The organism is Serratia sp. A07 (assembly GCF_058725505.1).
Genome location: NZ_JBZXDO010000002.1, coordinates 124,475 through 142,457, shown reverse-complemented (window position 1 = coordinate 142,457; position 17,983 = coordinate 124,475). Strand labels below are relative to the sequence as shown.

The window sequence follows — 17,983 nt, the reverse complement described above, 5'->3', positions numbered from 1 at the left end:
GCTTTCCTCATGGTTTGGGTGATTGAATTGACCATGAGAAAGTAACCGGGGGGCGGCCCGCCCACCATCGATGGCGGATGGCTGAGGGCCTGTACAACAACGGCGGGCGGGAGAGCGGCAATAAAAAAGGCGCAACCTTGCGATTGCGCCTGAGGCTCAGTGAACGCTGCGCGTTACTCGCCGCGAACGCGTTGCGCCAGCCCCTTGAGGAAGTAGCGCAGCATCTGATCGCCGCATGGGCGGTAGTTCTTGGTGCCTTCTTTGCGGAACAGCGCGCTCAGCTCCGGCTTGGAGATGCGGAAGTCCACCGCGGTGAAGATCTGGTGCATGTCGGTGTCTTTCAGCTCGAACGCCACGCGCAGCTTTTTCAGCACCAGGTTATTGGTGATCGGCAGCTCAACCGCCGGCGCCGGGAACTTGTCGTCCTTGCCGCGTTTGAAGAACACCAGGCCGTTGAGGAAGTGCGCCATCACTTAGTCCGGGCACTTCTCGTAGCCCGGCTCGCCTTCTTTGATCACGTAAGCGTCCATCGCCGACACCGCCACCTCGAAATCGTCCAGTTTGATAATCTCGACCATTTTGGCGTTGTTAATGCTCAGCATATAGCGCACACTGCGCAGCACGTCGTTGTTCATCATGGGATTGCATTGCCTTTACTTGTCTAACGGGGACGTGCGCACATTGCGAAACGAAATGACTGCCACACACCTTGAATGTGCGGCAGTATAGGGATCGGCAAGGGGTTTCTCAATCGATTTGGCTTTTTTGCTGATACAGCGGGATGTCTTCGCCGATGATGTACTTGTTGCGCAGCATCGACGAGACCTTATCCATGATCATCACCACCACCACCAGAATCAGGGTGATGAACATCACCACGTCCCAGTTCCACAGCCGCATGTTTTCCGCGTACACCAGGCCGATGCCGCCGGCGCCGACGAAGCCCAGCACCGCCGCAGAGCGGGTGTTGGACTCGATCTGGTACAGGCTGAGCGCCAGGAAGGTCGGGAACGACTGGGTGAAGATGCCGTAGCGGTGCTTCTGCAACCCGTTGGCGCCCACCGCCGTCAGGCCGCGGCTGGGGGACTTGTCCACCGCCTCGTGCCCTTCGGCGTACAGTTTGCCCAGCAGCCCGACGTCCTGCATCACGATCGCCAACACCCCGGCCAGCGGCCCCATGCCGACGGCGCGCACGAAGATCAGCCCCCAGATCGCCATGTCGATACCGCGCAGCACGTCCAGCAAGCGGCGCACCAGCACGGAGATCGGCCGCAGCAGCGGCGTCGACATCACGTTGCGCGCGGCGAAGAACGACAGCGGCAGCGCGATCAGCGACGCGGTGATGGTGCCGGCGAACACGATGGCGATGGTGATGCCGATCTGCTGGAAGTAGTACATGAACGGCCAGTTGACGAAGTCGTGCCAGACGAACATGCGCAGGAAATAGCGCCCCAGCTGCTGGCAGCCGTTGATAAACTGCGGCCAGGTAATGCCGAAGACCAGGAAGAAGAACACATAGTACAGCACGATCGCCAGCGCGATCAGGCCGACGGTGCGCAGGTAGCGCCCCTGCTGCGCGAAGATCGCCGGATGCTGTTGTTTCAACTGGCGCAGCGTTTCCGCCGACGCCGGAGTGCCCGCTATCATTTTGCCCCCTCCACCACGCGCTTACGCAGCTCGCCCGACACGTAGTCGAGCACGGAAACCACCACGATGATCAACAGCAGCGTCATGCTGACCTGATCGTAGCGGTCGAGTTTAATGTTGGTCATCAGCTCCTGGCCGATGCCGCCCGCGCCCACCAACCCCAAAATGGTCGACTGACGGAAGTTGATCTCCAGCCGCATGAAGCTGTAGGAGAGAAACACCGGTTTCACCTGCGGCCACAGGCCGAAGCGCATGCGCTGCAGCGGCGTGGCGCCGCAGGCCGCCAGCCCGCGCACCGGTTTGTTGGAGGCGGTTTCGATCGATTCGTAGAACAGCTTGGTCAGGCTGCCGATAGTGTGCAGTGCCAGCGCCAGGAAGCCGGGAATGGCGCCGATGCCGAACGCCATCACGAACATCACCGCCCACGCCAGCTCCGGCATGGTGCGCAAAAACGCCACCAGCGTGCGGATCGCCAGCCGCACCGAGGCCGGGGTATAGGTGTTGCCGGCCGCCAGAAACGCCAGCACGGTCGCCACCAGCACCGAGAAAATGGTCGCCGCCAGCGCCAGCTGCAGGGTCTCCCAGATCAGCGGCAGCTGGATATTCAGGCGGTAACCCCAGTAGGCCAGCGAGCCCTCGGTGCGCCCGTCGGCGAACAGTAAATGCCAATGCAGCGTCGGAATGGTTTCGGCCAGGTAGTCGAAGAAGTGCGGAATAGACACCCAGACGGTGTGCAGGTTGAACTCGGCGAGGTTGCCGGCGCCCAGGTACAGCACCACCAGTCCGAGCGACCACAGCAGCGCTTCGCGCTTTTGCTTGCTGCGGATCCGTTGGTAATAGTGTGCGAAATCGGTATTCAAAAGAGGTCTTCCATCTTTATGGAACAAGGGGTTCAGCACGCTGAACCCCTTCATTCGGACGGCCGAGGCAGCCGGGAATTAACGGTCGCCTTTAGTCAGCTCGCGCTTCATATCGATGATGTTCTGGTATTCCGCCAGGGTGGTGTCGCCGATGTGCTGTTTGCCGCCCATCGCTTTGATAAAGCACTGGTGATCGTCTTTATCCAGCTTCTTGATCGCGGTGACCACTTTGGCCTTGAAGTCGGCCGGCAGCGAGTTGCTCACCAGGATCGGGCCGTTCGGGATCAGCGGCGACTGCCAGATGATGCGGATCTGTTTCATCAGGTCAGGGTGATCCATGCGGATCATGCGGGTGAACGCGCCGCTGGTGTAGCCGGTGTTGTAGTCGCCGATCATCGACGCCCAGGTCACCGCGCCTTCGAACTGGACGTTCAACACGCCGAGAATGTCCTGCTCGTGGCCGCCGGAGAAGGTGACGCTGGAGAAGGTGTTGTTGTATTTGTTGTCGACCGTGCCGCCGAACAGCTTTTTAAACGCCTGGTTCGGGATCAGGAAGCCGGAGGTGGAATCCGGATCGGCGAAGCCGATGGCCTTGCCTTTCAGGTCTTCCAGTTTCTGGTACGGGCTGCCGGCCTTCACCACCACCACCGAGTGGTAGCCGCGCGACTGGTCGACGTCGTCGACCGCGATGCCGACGATGTCCACCGCTTTCGGATCCTTGATGTAGACCGAAGCGAACGACGACGGCGACATGCTCAGCACCAGGTCAATCTTGCCGCCCAGCAGGCCCTGGATCACGCCGGAATAGTCGGACGAGTTGCGCAGCTTGGTATCGACGTTCAGCTCTTTATCCAGAAACTGCTTCACGCACTGGTTATCGCCGATCTGCTGGGTGGCGTTCTGGCCGCCGAGAATGCCCAGGTTCAGCTCTTTCGGCGCATCCGCTGCGGCAGCATTAAATACCATCATCGCGCCGGCCATCAGGGTGGTCAGACTCAATACTTTTTTCATTAGGTGTGCCTTGTGTGTAAAGGGTAAAGGTCAAAAGTGCTTCAATGGATCTGATTGGCTTCTTCGCCATACAGCTGGTGCAGGATCCGTTCGTTCAGTTGCGAAGGATGCCCGTCAAACACGATCTTCCCGTGGGCGATGCCGATCACCCGCGAGCAATACTCTTTCACCAGTTCGACCGAGTGCAGGTTCACCATCACCGCGATGCCGTCTTCGCTGATTTTCTGCAGCGCGTCCATGATGCGGCGGGTGTTTTTCGGATCGAGCGACGCGACCGGCTCATCGGCCAGCAGGATTTGCGGGTTTTGCATCAGCGCGCGGCAGATGGCGACGCGCTGCATTTGGCCGCCGGAGAGGTTCTCGGCGCGCTGCAGCGCGTGCGGCAGCATGTTGAGCCACTGCAACAGCTCGATGGCGCGAGCGCGGTCGGCGTCATCGAACAGTTTGAAGAAGGATTTCAGAGTGGAAGTGTGGCTCAGACGGCCCAGCAGCACGTTGGTCATCACGTCCAGCCGCGGCACCAGGCAGAAGTCCTGGAAGATCATGCCGCAGCGCGCGCGCCACTGGCGCATCTGGCGGCCGGCCAGCTGAGCGATATCCTGCGCCACGCCATCGTCTTCGAAGTGCAGCATCTCGCCGCAGCTGGAAGGAATGGTGCCGTTCAGGGTGTGCAGCAGCGTGGACTTGCCCGCGCCGGAACGGCCGATCACCGCCACGAATTCGCCGGCATGCAGATCGAAATTGATGTCATCCAGCACGCGCTGCTGCGCTTTGTAGGCCTTGCCGAGTCCCTTTACCGATAAAACTTTGCGGGATGCGGCGGCGTGCTGCCCTGGAAAGTCGTGCTGTGCCAATTTTAACAGTGCCTGAGCCATATGATTTCTCTGGTTTCAGTGGCTAATCATTATGGGCACCTATTAACGGATAAGTTTATGACAGTGGGATGATCGTTTTATGGCCGGGGCGTGACGCGTGCCGCCCCGGCGTTCGCCTCACGCCAGGGTGAAGAAGTCCAGCCCCAGCGCCGTCTTGACCTGCTGCAGCGTCTGCTGGCTGACCTGATGCGCGCGGCGGGTGCCGTGCTGCAGGATGCGCGTCAGCTCGCCTTTATCGGCGATGAACTCGGCGCGGCGGGTGCGGATCGGCTCAAGCAGGCTCTGCAGGCAATCCTCCAGCAGCCGTTTGATTTTCACGTCCCCCAACCCGCCGCGCCGATAGTGCGCCTTCAGATCCGCCACCAGTGCGGCGTCTTCGCAGAAGGCGTCCAGGTAGGTGAACACCATGTTGCCTTCCACCCGACCGGGATCGCTGACGTTGAGATGGCCGGGGTCGGTGAACATGCTCATCACCGCCTTGTGCACCTCGTCGGCGCCGGCGCCAAGCTGAATAGCGTTGCCGCGCGATTTCGACATCTTGCCCTGCCCGTCCAGCCCCGGCAGACGCCCGACGTTGCTCAACAGCGGCTGGCACTCCGTTAATATCGGTTGGCCGACGATGTGGTTGAAACGCCGCACGATCTCATTGGTTTGCTCCAGCATCGGCAGCTGATCCTCGCCGACCGGCACGTGGGTGGCGCCAAAGGCGGTGATGTCCGCCGCCTGGCTGACCGGATAAATCAAAAAACCGGCCGGCAGGCTGCGGGCGAAATCCTTCTCGGCGATTTCGTTTTTCACCGTCGGGTTGCGCTCCAGCCGCGCCACGCTGACCAGATTGAGGTAGTACATCGTCAGCTCGGCCAACGCCGGCAGCGCCGACTGCAGGCAGATCGTGGTCTTGTGCGGATCAATGCCCACCGCCAGATAGTCGGCCACGACGTTGAGCACGTTGGCGCTGATTTTTTGCGGGTTGTTGCCGTTGTCGGTCAGGCCCTGCAGATCCGCCACCATCACCGTTTGGTTATGCTGGTGCTGCAGTTCGACGCGCTGACGCAGCGAGCCGACGAAGTGGCCTAAATGCAGTGGGCCGGTGGCGCGATCGCCGGTAAGAATGGTGTAGCTCATGACAGTGCTCCTGAAGGTCTGTAGACCGCCGGATCAACGCCACAAAAAATAATGCCGCCAAACCGGCGGCATTAAAAAGAGATGTGAATACTCGTGCCGCCTCAGAAGAGGCGCCACCATGACTGATTGTGGGTGGAGTGCATCGATATATTCATGCCATCAAGGTATACCCGCAGCGGCAGCGCGTCAATAGCCCGCCGCCGGCGCGTAAGACGGCGTTACACTCCGGCATTTGCGTTCCTGGCCTGGCGCGCTAGGGTAAAACCTTCAACCTGAAAAAGGAGCGCATGATGAAGATCGGATTTGCCGGACTGGGTGGGATGGGCAGCGCCATGGCGGCCAACCTGTTGCAGGTGGGCTTCGCCTTAACGGTATGGAACCGCTCGCCGCAGGCGGCGCAGCCGCTGGTGAGCGCCGGCGCGCAGCAGGCCGAACGGCCGGAGCAGCTGGCCGATGCCGACGTGCTGATCACCATGCTGGCCGACGATGCCGCCACGCAACAGGTGGTGGTCGACAGCGGGTTGCTGCAACGGATGAAACCGGGCGCGCTGCATATCAACATGGCAACCATCTCGGTCGAACTCGCCCAGCGTTTGACGGCGCTGCATGCGGAACACGGCATCGGCTATCTCGCCGCGCCGGTGCTGGGACGGGTCGACGTAGCCGCCGCCGGCAAGCTGAATATTCTGGCGGCCGGCGATAGCGAGCTACTGAAGCAAGCGCAGCCGCTGTTCGATGCCCTCGGCCAGAAAACCTGGCACTTCGGCGCCGATCCGGCGCAGGCCAACGTCGTCAAGATCGCCACCAACTTTACGCTGGCCAGCGCCATTGAAGCGATGGCGGAAGGCAGCGCGCTGGTGCGCAACTACGGCGTGTCCGGCGCCGACTACCTGCAGATGCTGAGTAGCACCGTCTTCGCCGCCCCGGCCTATCAGGGCTATGGCGCGCTGATCGCCGCCGAGAAGTATTCCCCCGCCGGATTCCGGCTGGCGCTGGGGCTGAAGGACGTCGGGCTGGCGCTGGCCGCCGGGGCCGAAAGCCATACGCCGATGCCGTTCGCCGGGGTGCTGAAAGACAACTTCCTCGACGCGATGGCGCAGGGGGATGCGGATCTGGACTGGGCCGCGCTGGCCAAGGTGGCGGCGCGGCGGGCGGGCCTGAAATAACGAACGGGGGCCTCGGCCCCCGTTTTTCCGTTCTCAGAACACGATGTCCGCCGCGGGAACGGCGCGGATCGGCACGCCGAAGCTTTCGATATTCGACAGCGTCTCGTTATGGTGGGTGCGGATCAGCAGACCGTCGGCATAGGGTTTGTCGTGGCAGGTGTGGGCATCCGCCGCCAGCGTCACCGGATAACCGTGCGCCGCCGCGCTGCGCACCGTGGTGTCGATGCAAAACGGCGTGGAGTAGCCGCAAACCACCAGCTGCGATACACCGTTGGCGATCAGTAACGCGCCCAGTGAGGTGTGCAGGAACGAGTCCGGCGTGGTTTTATCCACCCGGTGATCGCCCGGCGCCACCTTCAGCGCCGCGAGCACTTGCCAGGCGGCGCTGCCGTGCCGCAACTCGTCGTCCGGCGTGTGGTGCTGAATGACGACAACCGGCACGCCCACCCGGCGGGCGCGCTCGCTCAGCTGATTGATGCGCGCAACGGTGCCCGCGGCATCCGCCGGCGGCGGCGTAAACAATCCTTCCTGCACATCGATAATCAACAGCGCGGTGGTCATGGCGGCTCCCGAAGAGAAGATAAGTGGCGTCAGCACACCGGCTGGCGCGGGCGGAAAATATGGTCGACGCCCTGCTCCCGCAGCCGATTCACCAGATCGTGCCCGCCGTTCGGCGTGGCGTGCGCCAGCTGCCGCTCGGCGGTAAACACCGGGCTGGCCCAAAACAGGTTCACCGGATCGCCGTACTGCTGCGGCAGAGCCAGGTGCGCGCTATGCGGGTAGAAGGACGACGATAAAATATAGCCCTCGTAGCCCAGCGGCGCCACGTCCGACTCCAGCGTATGCCCTTCGCCGATCCAGGTCAGCCGCGCCCACGGCGCGTGCGCGAAACCGGCCAGCGCACTGGCCATCTGCACCGCGTTGTCTTCGGTCATGTATTGACTGTCGATAGCGATCGCCATCTCCATGCGGCGATAGCGCGAAGCCTCGTCGTTGAACAGGATCTCCACCCACGGCATCGGCCGGATGCTCACCCCCATGGTGAGGAAGTAATAGATGCCGTCGCGCTCGTGCTGGGTGATGGCCATCGGTGGCCACTTACCCTGATCGATGGCGTAGTACTTCACCGAAGGGCCAAAATGCGGCTCATAGCGCGCCTGAAAATCGCGCTGCATCTTCGGCCACGGATTGCCCTCTTCACGCTGCCAGCTGCGCCAGAACTGGCGGGTGCTCTCCGCCTGCGCATACTGGGTGTTGGTCGAGGCCGAGCCGAGCGGATAAGCCAACGGGCTCTCCTTGATGCAGCTGGCGGAATAGCACACCGAATGGTCGATATACAGGCTCCAGCCGGGGATCACCGCCAGCAGTTGGCCGTAATACCACAGGGCCGCGCCGTCGTCGCTTTCGCTCCACACCACCATCAGCCCTTCCGGGTTCAGCGGCGCTTCGCCTTCCAGGTTGCGGCAATACTCCGCCGCCAGCATCGGCGGCTGCCCTTGTTCCAGCGCGGCGCGATCTTCCTGCAGCGGCGCGGCGGCCAGGTTGCGCAGCCAGCAGGCGCGCACCTGATAGCGATCGCTGTAGGCTTCGGCGGGATAGATATAAAAATAGGCTGCCCGGTGATCTTGCTGAACCACCGCAACCAGCGTCTGGTTCTCATTGCTGACTTCAGCAAGTACGTATGACTCGTTCATATCACCTCAATAGGGTCAGGGCGCGGCAGAATCGGCTGCGCGCCAAAAATGGAATGTGGCTTTGCCCCCAAGTGTAAAACGCATTACTGGCCGGATCACCCGTAAAAGTCTCAAAAGCGGCCGTAAACGAAGATAAACAAAGGTTAATTATAGCGGCTGTGGCTCATGACGGCTGAGTGATGCGCCGGACCGCGCGCTGATAGGAGCCGTTGCGCATCGACGCGCCCAGCACCTTGCCGAGGCCTGCGGCGCCCGTTCGCACCAGCCGCCGCCGCAGCGCGCCCGGATGAAAACCGAACTGCCGCTGCGCCCACTCGGGTAACAGATCGATGCCCGCCTGCATCACCACCCCGCCGAGCGGGCGCGCCAATGCGCTCGGCGCCGGCGCCTTCAGCAGAATGCGCGCCACCTCTTGCGTGCGTTCATCGCAGACCAGCTGCGGCCGCATCGCCTGCAGGTACTCTTCGACCTCCGCGCAGGACTGAGGAATTGCGGTCGCCCCCAGCGCGGCGGCCACGCGCGCCGCTTCGCGGTAGTATTGATCCTGCAAATCGCGGGAAAGATGGGGGTTGCGGTAGCGCAGGTGGCTGGCCAGAAAACGGCTGCTCTCCGCGACGTGTACCCAGGTCAGCAGCGCCGGATCGCTGGCGGCATAAGGCGTGCCGTCGCTGCCGACGCCGGTCACCCGCAGATGGATGGCTTTGACTTTGGCAATCAGCCGCTCCGCCTCGGCGGTCGGGCCGAAGGTGGTGACCGACACGAACTGGCTGGTGCGGCGCAGGCGGCCAATCATATCTTCGCGGAAGTTGGAGTGATCCCACACCCCGGCCAGCGCCAGCGGGTGCAGCATCTGCAGCAGCAAGGCGCTGACGCCGCCGCACAGCATCGGGGTGAAATCGCGGTGAACCTGCCAGATGACCGACTGCGGGCCGAACAAGCCCGGATCGCCCGGTGGGTTCTCAAAATCGACGCCGCCGAGCGCCAGCCCGGTCAGGCTGAGCACCTGTTTTTCTATCGCTGCGCGTACCGCTTCCATCCTGCTGCCCTCTCGCTCATTCAGAGGCCAGTGTATCACGCGGAGGGCGCCCCATTGCGCCCTGCGGCGGTTGAAAGCATTAACTTACTGAATTACAGTTATTATACCGCTGGCAGAAAGGCGGGCCTATTCGATCCACTGCAGAGGCGCTTTGCAGGGCGTTAACCCACGTTAATTCGGCACTAACCCCACAAAACCTCTATCTAGTTTTTTTCCTTCAACTTAGATAGCAGAGAGTTCGATGATTACCATCAGAGCACGCGCGGCGGAAGACAACGCGCAATTGGCAGATATCTGGCTGCGTTCGGTGCGCGCCACTCACCATTTTTTAACCGAAGACAACATCGCACAGCTGTTCCCGCTGGTGCTGAACGACTACCTGCCGGCGGTTAACGTCTGGGTGGCCGAAGAGCGGCCGGGGCACCCCTGCGGCTTTATTGGCCTGAACGGCAACAAGGTGGAGATGCTGTTCATCGACGCCGATCAGCGCGGCAAAGGGGTGGGCAAAGCGCTGCTGACCCACGCGGAAACGCTGCACGATGAACTGCAGCTGGACGTGAATGAGCAAAACCCGCAGGCCAGCGGCTTCTATCGCCACTACGGGTTTGTCATCACCGGCCGCTCGCCGCTCGACGGCCAGGGCAACCCGTTCCCGCTGCTGCACATGAAGCTGGACAAACGCTAGCCCTCCCGCCGGCCGCCCTGCGGCCGGTTTTCTCCCCCCTGTTTCACCCGCCGATTTATATATCAAATAAGAATAAGTAATAGAATTTACATTCTTCCTGTCACTATAAACCCTCGGTAGGATTGCCCGGTATCCACCCGCAACAGAGGTTCCGTCCGCCACTCCCCGCCGGGTTGTGCCCCGCAGAAAAGCCGAACGATCCCTGTCCGGCGCACCGCGCTCTGGACGGAATGCTGTGAAGTATCGATAAGGATCCGCTTCGCTATGATCGTTCTTTCGAACGTTTGCAAAACTTTTGACAGCACACAGGGCCGCGTCGTGGCGGTAGACAACGTCAGCCTGGCGGTAGAGGCCGGGCAAATTTACGGCATCATCGGCTACAGCGGCGCCGGCAAAAGCACGCTCATCCGCCTGCTTAACGGCCTGGAAACGCCCACCAGCGGCCGCATTGACGTAGGCGGCTTCGATATCGCCCGCGCCAAAGGCAGCCACCTGCGCCAGGCGCGCCTGAAAATCAGCATGGTGTTTCAGCACTTCAACCTGCTGTGGTCGCGCACCGTCAGCCAAAACATCGCTTTTTCCATGCAGATCGCCGGCGTGCCCAAGGCGCAGATTGCGCCGCGCGTGGCGGAACTGATCGCGCTGGTCGGCCTGCAGGGGCGCGAAGACGCCTACCCGTCGCAGCTCAGCGGCGGCCAGAAACAGCGCGTCGGCATCGCCCGCGCGCTGGCCAATAACCCGAGCGTGCTGCTGTGCGACGAGGCCACCTCGGCGCTCGATCCGCAGACCACCGACGCCATCCTCGACCTGCTGCTGGACATCAACCGCCAGCTGAAATTGACCATCGTGCTGATCACCCACGAGATGCACGTGGTGCGCAAAATCTGCCACCGCGTGGCGGTGATGGAAAACGGCCGCATCGTCGAAGAAGGCCCGGTGCTCGACGTGTTCACCCGGCCGCAGCAGCCGATCACCCGGCAGTTCGTCAAACAAGTGTCGCAGTATGCGGATACCGAAGAGAGCTTCAACCCGCTGCTCACCGCCCATCTGCCGGGGGCGATTTTCAAGCTGACCTTCGTTGGCGTGCAAACCCATCAGGCGGTGATCTCTGAAGTGATCCGGCGCTACGCCCTGACCATCAACATTCTGCACGGCAAGATCAGCCACACCCTCAACGGTTCGTTCGGCGAACTGTACATCCACGCCGAAGGCAACGAACAACAAGTCGCCGACATGCTCAGCCTGCTGCACGAAAGAGACATCGCCGTCGAGGTTATCCAACATGATTGAATCCCTGTTCCCCCACCTGCGTCTGGATCAACTGTGGGACGCCACCTGGGAAACGCTGTACATGACCGGCATCGCCGGTTTGGCCACGTTGGTGCTGGGCATCGTGCTCGGCGTGCTGCTGTTTTTAACTTCGAAGGGCCAGCTGTGGCAGAACCGGGCGGTCTACTCGCTGATCTCCGTGTTGGTCAACGTCTTCCGCTCCATTCCGTTCATCATTCTGATCGTGCTGCTGATCCCGTTCACCAAATCGCTGATCGGCACCATTCTCGGCGCGGACGCGGCCCTGCCGGCGCTGATCGTCGGCGCGGCGCCGTTCTACGCCCGGCTGGTGGAGATCGCGCTGCGCGAGGTCGACAAAGGGGTGATCGAGGCGGCGCGCTCGATGGGCGCCAAAAACCGCACCCTGATTTTCCGCGTATTGCTGCCGGAGAGCTCGCCGGCGCTGGTTTCCGGCATCACCGTCACCCTGATCGCGCTGGTGAGCTACACCGCGATGGCCGGGGTGATCGGCGCCGGTGGCCTGGGCAACCTGGCCTACTGGAAGGGTTCCAACGCAACCACAGTGACGTGACGCTGGTGGCGACGCTGACGATTCTGCTGATCGTTTTCGTCATTCAGTTCATCGGCGACACCCTGACAAGAACGCTCGATAAACGTTAATTAACCAAGGAAAACGATGATGAAAAAGCACCTACTGATGTTGGCTTTCGCCTCCGTCGCCACCCTCGCCTCTTTTGGCGCCACGGCAGCGACCAAGCTGGTGGTCGGCGCCTCCAACGTGCCGCACGCCGAGATCCTCGAACAGGCCAAGCCGATACTGGCGAAGGAAGGCATCGATCTGCAGATCAAGCGCTTCCAGGACTACATCCTGCCGAACACCGCGCTGGCCAGCCACGACATCGACGCCAACTACTTCCAGCACGTGCCTTACCTGAACTCGGTGCTGAAAGACCACGCCGACGACAAGAGCTACGACTTCGTCAGCGCCGGCGCGATCCATATTGAGCCTATCGGCATCTACTCGAAGAAGTACAAGAGCCTGAAAGATCTGCCGGAAAACGGCAAAATCATCATGCGCGACGCGGTGGCGGAAGAAGGCCGCATCCTGTCTATTTTTGAACGGGAAGGCGTGATCAAGCTGAAGCCGGGGGTGAGCAAAGTGGACGCGCGCATCAGCGACGTGGTGGAAAACCCGAAACACCTGAAGTTCCAGGCCAACGTTGAGGGCGCGCTGCTGCCGCAAATGTACAACAACGACGAAGGCGACGCGGTGGTGATCAACGCCAACTACGCCATCGACGCCGGGCTGAATCCGACCAAAGATCCGATCGCGGTCGAAAGCGGCGAAAACAACCCGTACGCCAACATCATCACCGTGCACAAGGCCGACGTGAACAAACCGGAGATCGTGGCGCTGGTCAAGGTACTGCACTCCAAACCGATTCAGGACTTTATCCGCGAGAAATACCAGGGCGCGGTGATCCCGGTCAATCAGTAATGGGTTACACGGCCCGGTAAAAGCCGGGCCGGTTGTTACACCTTATTGCCAATCTGGCTGAGCCGCGGCCACACCAGCATCAACGCCTCCAGCAACCGCAGCAGATCGCTCCGGCTTGCCCCTTCACGCGCCTGCACCGACATGCCTTCAATGGTGCAAATCACGTATTTCGCCAGCAGCGCGGTGTCGGTTTTCGCCAGCAGTTCGCCCTGCTGCACCTTGCGATCGAAGCAGGCCTTCAGCGCCGCTTCCTGCGCATGATGCTTCCTGCGCAGCATCTGGGCGACATCATCGGACGCCGACGACAGCGCGGCGGAGGCGCACACCATAAAGCAGCCTGACGGCGTGTCAGGGTCGGTAAACACCTCGGCGGAAGAACGCACGTAGGCTTCGACGATCTCGGCCACCGGCAGATCCTGCTCCAGCATTTGGTTGGCGCAAACCGTATATTTCTGCAGATAGCGCTCCACCGCCGCGCGGAACATCCCTTCTTTGTTGCCGAATTCCGCATACAGCGTTGGCGCCTTGGCGCCGGTCACTTCCACCAGATCGGCCAGCGAGGTAGCTTCATAACCGTGCCGCCAGAACAGATCGAGCGCGCTTTCCAGCGCCCGGTCGCGATCAAATTGTTTCGGTCTGCCACGGCTTTTTTTGCCGCAGACCGTTTCATTGATGCTCATCGTTCCTCTCCTATCCCGCTCCACAGCAGGGTTAGCACAAATAACTTAACGATCATTATAAAAAAATATTGCGCCCTCGTCGAGAACCTATTAGCATTTAGTTATCGATCGTTAAGATAAGTTAGCGAAGCGGATTAAAACCCTCTATTCACCGTTATCGGAAAGGAAATAACATCATGAAAAACTTAAAATTAACCCTAGCAGCTCTCACTCTGGCCAGCGTTTCCTTCGGCAGCTTCGCCGCCGATTTAGTCCAGAGCCAACCGGCTGACCAGCAGAAAGTGGGCGTCATCACCGTCAGCGGCGCATCCGATCTGACCTCGCTGGAAAGCAGCCTGGCAGCCAAAGCCGATCAGGCCGGTGCAAAATCCTTCCGCATCATCGGCGCCGGCGGTAACAACCAGCTGCACGGCACTGCAGAAATCTATCAATAACAACGCATTAAGCCAACGGATTGCCTGTTCTTTTGCTCACAACGCCAGGGCGTAAAAAAAAATTAATTAACGAGCATTAAAAAATACTTGCAATCTGTCAAACCGGCATCCAACATTAAATTATCGATCGTTAATTAATTTAACGACCTTACCAAACAAACATTGTAAAGAACACAGATAGGAAATAAGACCATGAAAAACCTGAAAATGACCATCGCCGCCATCGCACTGGCTTCCGTCTCCTTCGGCAGCTTCGCCGCCGAACTGGTCAACGCTCAACCGGCCGATCTGCAAAAAGCCGGCGTCGTCACCGTCAGCGGTGCGTCCGACCTGAGCAGCCTGGAAAACAAACTGGCGGCCAAAGCCGACGCAGCCGGCGCCAAATCCTTCCAGATCATCGCAACCACCGGCGACAACAAACTGCACGGTACCGCGATCATCTACAATTAATTGCCACACCGGCAATCGCGCAAAAGGGCGGCTCAGGCCGCCTTTTGTTTTATCTGCCCACCAACGCGCCGGTCGGTTTACGGGATCCACCCCAGCAGTCTGAACCACAGATAATCCAGCGGCACCAGCAGCGCAAAGCTGAGCGCGGCCAACAGCAGGCACAGCTTCAACCCTTCACGCGCCGGCACTTTGCCCATCCCCATCGCCACCACGATCGGCGAGGCCTGATACGGCAGCAGCGGCGTGGCGTAACCGATCACCTGGGTCATCAGCACCGTCAGCAGCGGCAAGCCGCTGCCCGCAGACAACGCCTGCGCCAGCGGGGTAAACAGCGCCGGCACACCGTTGGCGGTCACCACGAAATTCAGCAATGCGGTGATCCCCACCAGCGAACCGAATGCGGTGAACGGTTTGCCGTGCAGGTCCGGCATCATCGCCAGCAGCGCACCGCCCAGCCGATCGCCAAGCCCCGAGTGGCTGACCAACGCGGTCAGCCCCAGGATCCCCGCCACGTAAATGCAGGTGCGCACGTTAACCCCGGCGGCGAACTGCTCGCCGTTGAGAAATCCGATGCGCGGCAACAGGCAAACGCAGGCCGCCGCCAACCCGATCCAGGCGGGAGCGATGCCATGCCAGCTGTCGGTCATCCACAGCAACACCGTGACGCCCAACAGCGCGATCAGCCGCCATTCGGCGGCGCTGAGCGGGGTTTGCGCCGCCTCGGCCGCCACCGGCTGCGGCCGCGCACGGAACAGGCCGCAGATGCACAGCGTCAGCAGCGCGCCTTTGGCGATCCCGAGCACCGGGGCGTGCAACAGCAGGTAAGAAAGATAGGCGAAGTGGCTGCCGTAGGCGCTTTCCGCCGCGCCGCTCATCACCAGATTGGGCACGTTGGCCGGCAGGATGCTGGCGGAGAGCTGGAAGGTGCCGAACCCCACCGCCAGCGCCAAACCGATGCGGCCGCGCGAGCCCTCCCCCAAACCGGCGCGATCGGCCAACGCCATGACGATCGGCATCAGCAGCGTAATGCGCCCCATGTTGGAGGGCATGACAAACGCCAGCGCGTAGCTTATCGCCACCACGCCGCCCACCAGGCGGGGCCAGGAGCCGGCCAGGTGCGGCAAGAGCCGGTTGGCCAGGCGATCCGCCAAACCGGTGCTGCGGATGGCGGTGCCCAGCACGAAACCGCTAAGCACCAGCCAGAATGCGGAAGACGCGAAACCGGAAAAGGTCACCGCGGCGGGCGCCAGCTGCAACACCATCACCGCCGCGAAGAACAGCAGCGCGACCAAATACTCCGGCAAGCGGGCGCTGGCCCATAGCGCGATGACCACCAGCGTGACCAGCGCGGACAGCGCCATCGGATCCCCCAACATAGTTTCCTCCCTGATAAAACGTTGTGATTGTTATCAAACGGTTAACAGGGTGGCACAAGGCGCGGGCGCTAACCTTGAAACCGCTCACATATCGTCGTTCTTCAGATTTTTCAGCATGCACACGTTACAGCCGTGATGGCCGGTGTTGCCGCGCCGTTCCGTCAGCAGCGTGAATCCCAGCGCGTAGTACAACCCGATCGCCTCTTTCAACTGTTCGGTGGTTTCCAGGTAGCAGTAGCGATACCCCGCCGCCCGCGCCGCCTTCAGCGCCTGTACCACCATATAGCGCGCCATGCCCAGCCCACGCGCGCCGGGTTTGAAGAACAGCTTTTGCAGCTCGCAATAGCCGGGCTCTTCGCCCGCCAGCGGCGCCATGCCGACGCCCCCCACCACCTGCCCGTCCCGCTCCAGCACCCAGTAATGGCCGCCGTTGTCGCGATACAGACCGGTCAGACGATCGAGATCCGGATCGTGCAGGCTGACGCCTTCCATCTTGTCCATGCCGTACTCGCGAAACACATCGCGAATGATCGCCGCCATCGCCGCATCGTCGCGCGCGGCAATCGGCCGCACCCGCAGGTTGGCGTCGCGCTGTTTGCGCGCGCTGCGCAGCGCCGCGGTCATCTTTTTCATCGCCGCGGTGGTACTCGCCAGCTCATCGTCGTCCAACTGCGCCAGCGCCGCCTGCATAAAACCGTCGGCGTCGCTCTCGATGCCGGCCAGCGCCTTGCCGCCCTTTTTACTCAGCCGGTGCAGGTTGTGCCGCTTGTCATCCGGATGATCCACCGTTTCTATCACACCGGCGGCAACCAGGCTGCGCAGCGCCCGGCTGGCGCTGGCTTTGTCGATGCAAAGCCGGGCCGCCAGCTCGGTGACGCCCAGCGGCTGCTCGCTGACTTCAATCATCAGATGGATCTGCAGCGGCGAAAAACGCGAGCCGTTGCTCTGCTTGTTCAACATGCCGAATTCTCTGACCAAACTGCGCGCCAATGCTCTGAAATCCCTGATGTTCACGATTGATATCCCCGATTAGCTACCGATAAAAAATGACACTTGGTTGATAGTGTTACCTAATTTTCACTACCTTAACGGATCATCAAGCCGTCATGAACCCCGGCATAACACAGGAGCTGATGCAAAACGTAACATTAATCAATACAACAAACTGGTTAGTTAAAATATTTCAGGATTAATGGCCATGTATTTAAGATTAAAAAGACAATAACCCAGACAAAAAATACACAATCGTGAAAAACACTGTAATGAAGAGAGAAAATCGAGACTAATCCATTGCATTCCAACGGGTTACAACAATGTTAATAGCGGCATTAATGCCGATATATTGTTGTAATTTGTTACATATTCATGGCAGGATCGCGGCGTTTCTATAACGGCGACAACGCTCGTTATATCAACGTCGGGCGCGGGTTGCTCCCGCGCTGTTTTATGCTCATGGAGAGATTGCACGCCAATGAAAAAATCACTCGCCGTCTGTTCCGTCGCCCTTTCCGTCACCTTGCTGGCGGGCTGCGCGACCGAATCTTCTCGCACTTTGGAAGTGCCGAAAGTCGCTTCCTACAACACCACTTATCAGGGCCCACGCAGCCCTATCGCCGTCGGTAAATTCGACAACCGCTCCAGCTACATGAACGGCATCTTCTCCGATGGCGTCGATCGACTGGGCAATCAGTCCAAGACTATCCTGATCACGCATTTGCAACAGACTGGCCGTTTCAACGTGCTGGATCGCGCCAACATGGAAGAGCTGAAAACTGAAGCCGGCATTAAAGGGAAGGCACAAACGCTGAAAGGCGCCAATTATGTGATTACCGGCGATGTCACCGAATTCGGCCGTAAAGAAGTCGGCGATCATCAGCTGTGGGGGATCTTGGGCCGGGGTAAATCACAAGTCGCTTACGCCAAAGTCAATCTGAACGTCGTAAACGTACAGACCTCAGAAGTCGTCTTTTCCTCTCAGGGCGCCGGTGAATACGAACTGTCCAATCGCGAAATCATCGGTTTCGGGGGCACCGCCAGCTACGACTCCACCCTTAACGGCAAGGTGCTGGACCTGGCCGTGCGTGAAGCCGTCAATAACCTGGTCACCGGTATCGAAAATGGCGCATGGCGCCCTGCTAACTAACGGAATAGAAGCA

18 protein-coding genes and 2 pseudogenes are annotated in these 17,983 nt (G+C 60.5%); 8 read left to right on the top strand and 12 right to left on the bottom strand.

The window, feature by feature from the left end; genetic code table 11:
- Window positions 1-173: 173 nt before the first annotated feature.
- From AC4PR2_RS02630 to trpS, 6 genes and pseudogenes are all read right to left on the bottom strand, one after another.
- Window positions 174-638: pseudogene (locus AC4PR2_RS02630) on the bottom strand (YehS family protein).
- A 109-nt stretch (window positions 639-747) separates the two neighbouring features.
- Window positions 748-1,647, bottom strand: a complete 900-nt coding sequence (phnE, locus tag AC4PR2_RS02625; RefSeq protein ID WP_033637591.1) for a phosphonate ABC transporter, permease protein PhnE — start codon at window positions 1,645-1,647, stop codon at window positions 748-750.
- Window positions 1,644-2,507 carry a phosphonate ABC transporter, permease protein PhnE gene (gene phnE, locus AC4PR2_RS02620; RefSeq protein ID WP_019454695.1) on the bottom strand — a complete coding sequence of 288 codons (864 nt, stop codon included), beginning with the start codon at window positions 2,505-2,507 and terminating at the stop codon, window positions 1,644-1,646. Before phnE (AC4PR2_RS02620) ends, phnE (AC4PR2_RS02625) begins: the two co-directional genes overlap by 4 nt.
- A 78-nt stretch (window positions 2,508-2,585) precedes the next feature.
- Complete coding sequence (phnD, locus tag AC4PR2_RS02615; protein WP_492174878.1) at window positions 2,586-3,518, bottom strand: phosphonate ABC transporter substrate-binding protein; 933 nt, start codon at window positions 3,516-3,518, stop codon at window positions 2,586-2,588.
- A 41-nt stretch (window positions 3,519-3,559) separates the two neighbouring features.
- Window positions 3,560-4,393 (bottom strand): phosphonate ABC transporter ATP-binding protein, encoded by an 834-nt coding sequence (gene phnC, locus AC4PR2_RS02610; protein ID WP_041034041.1) that lies wholly within the window; start codon window positions 4,391-4,393, stop codon window positions 3,560-3,562.
- Window positions 4,394-4,510: 117 nt separating this feature from the next.
- Window positions 4,511-5,518 (bottom strand): tryptophan--tRNA ligase, encoded by a 1,008-nt coding sequence (trpS, locus tag AC4PR2_RS02605; protein ID WP_046686640.1) that lies wholly within the window; start codon window positions 5,516-5,518, stop codon window positions 4,511-4,513.
- Window positions 5,519-5,808: 290 nt separating this feature from the next.
- On the opposite strand from trpS, the gene AC4PR2_RS02600 reads away from it, so the two are divergent.
- Window positions 5,809-6,684 (top strand): NAD(P)-dependent oxidoreductase, encoded by an 876-nt coding sequence (locus tag AC4PR2_RS02600; RefSeq protein ID WP_149572575.1) that lies wholly within the window; start codon window positions 5,809-5,811, stop codon window positions 6,682-6,684.
- Window positions 6,685-6,717: 33 nt separating this feature from the next.
- On the opposite strand, the gene AC4PR2_RS02595 is transcribed toward AC4PR2_RS02600, so the two are convergent.
- The 3 genes from AC4PR2_RS02595 to AC4PR2_RS02585 form a co-directional block, all read right to left on the bottom strand.
- A complete protein-coding gene (locus tag AC4PR2_RS02595) occupies window positions 6,718-7,245 on the bottom strand; it encodes a cysteine hydrolase family protein (RefSeq protein WP_149572079.1) in 528 nt (175 codons plus the stop codon).
- A gap of 29 nt (window positions 7,246-7,274) precedes the next feature.
- Window positions 7,275-8,378, bottom strand: a complete 1,104-nt coding sequence (locus AC4PR2_RS02590; RefSeq protein WP_038880072.1) for a suppressor of fused domain protein — start codon at window positions 8,376-8,378, stop codon at window positions 7,275-7,277.
- A gap of 163 nt (window positions 8,379-8,541) precedes the next feature.
- Entirely contained in the window at window positions 8,542-9,414 is an 873-nt protein-coding gene (locus tag AC4PR2_RS02585; RefSeq protein WP_187307581.1) for an oxygenase MpaB family protein, read from the bottom strand.
- Window positions 9,415-9,655: 241 nt separating this feature from the next.
- Between AC4PR2_RS02585 and AC4PR2_RS02580 the strand changes: the two genes are divergently transcribed.
- From AC4PR2_RS02580 to AC4PR2_RS02565, 4 genes and pseudogenes are all read left to right on the top strand, one after another.
- Complete coding sequence (locus AC4PR2_RS02580) at window positions 9,656-10,099, top strand: acetyltransferase (RefSeq protein WP_015377088.1); 444 nt, start codon at window positions 9,656-9,658, stop codon at window positions 10,097-10,099.
- Between the two features lie 264 nt (window positions 10,100-10,363).
- A complete protein-coding gene (locus AC4PR2_RS02575; RefSeq protein WP_033647004.1) occupies window positions 10,364-11,389 on the top strand; it encodes a methionine ABC transporter ATP-binding protein in 1,026 nt (341 codons plus the stop codon).
- A pseudogene (locus AC4PR2_RS02570) lies at window positions 11,382-12,049 on the top strand (methionine ABC transporter permease). Before AC4PR2_RS02575 ends, AC4PR2_RS02570 begins: the two are co-directional and overlap by 8 nt.
- 19 nt (window positions 12,050-12,068) lie before the next feature.
- Complete coding sequence (locus AC4PR2_RS02565; protein WP_038880058.1) at window positions 12,069-12,887, top strand: MetQ/NlpA family ABC transporter substrate-binding protein; 819 nt, start codon at window positions 12,069-12,071, stop codon at window positions 12,885-12,887.
- Between the two features lie 35 nt (window positions 12,888-12,922).
- Here AC4PR2_RS02565 and AC4PR2_RS02560 read toward each other — a convergent pair whose 3' ends face one another.
- Entirely contained in the window at window positions 12,923-13,567 is a 645-nt protein-coding gene (locus AC4PR2_RS02560; protein WP_049201030.1) for a TetR/AcrR family transcriptional regulator, read from the bottom strand.
- Window positions 13,568-13,743: 176 nt separating this feature from the next.
- Between AC4PR2_RS02560 and bhsA (AC4PR2_RS02555) the strand changes: the two genes are divergently transcribed.
- Together bhsA (AC4PR2_RS02555) and bhsA (AC4PR2_RS02550) are read left to right on the top strand one after the other, a co-directional pair.
- Window positions 13,744-14,001: a multiple stress resistance protein BhsA gene (bhsA, locus tag AC4PR2_RS02555; RefSeq protein ID WP_060421097.1), complete on the top strand. Its 258-nt coding sequence runs from the start codon at window positions 13,744-13,746 to the stop codon at window positions 13,999-14,001.
- Window positions 14,002-14,193: 192 nt separating this feature from the next.
- The gene (gene bhsA, locus AC4PR2_RS02550) at window positions 14,194-14,451 is read left to right on the top strand and encodes a multiple stress resistance protein BhsA (protein WP_004939517.1); all 258 of its coding nucleotides are present in this window, start codon (window positions 14,194-14,196) and stop codon (window positions 14,449-14,451) included.
- A 77-nt stretch (window positions 14,452-14,528) separates the two neighbouring features.
- On the opposite strand, the gene AC4PR2_RS02545 is transcribed toward bhsA (AC4PR2_RS02550), so the two are convergent.
- Both AC4PR2_RS02545 and AC4PR2_RS02540 read right to left on the bottom strand, forming a co-directional pair.
- Complete coding sequence (locus tag AC4PR2_RS02545; protein WP_060440445.1) at window positions 14,529-15,827, bottom strand: SLC13 family permease; 1,299 nt, start codon at window positions 15,825-15,827, stop codon at window positions 14,529-14,531.
- A gap of 84 nt (window positions 15,828-15,911) precedes the next feature.
- The gene (locus AC4PR2_RS02540; protein WP_080347957.1) at window positions 15,912-16,817 is read right to left on the bottom strand and encodes a bifunctional helix-turn-helix transcriptional regulator/GNAT family N-acetyltransferase; all 906 of its coding nucleotides are present in this window, start codon (window positions 16,815-16,817) and stop codon (window positions 15,912-15,914) included.
- Window positions 16,818-17,298: 481 nt separating this feature from the next.
- On the opposite strand from AC4PR2_RS02540, the gene AC4PR2_RS02535 reads away from it, so the two are divergent.
- A complete protein-coding gene (locus AC4PR2_RS02535) occupies window positions 17,299-17,970 on the top strand; it encodes a CsgG/HfaB family protein (RefSeq protein ID WP_004939528.1) in 672 nt (223 codons plus the stop codon).
- The last annotated feature ends 13 nt before the right edge of the window (window positions 17,971-17,983 follow it).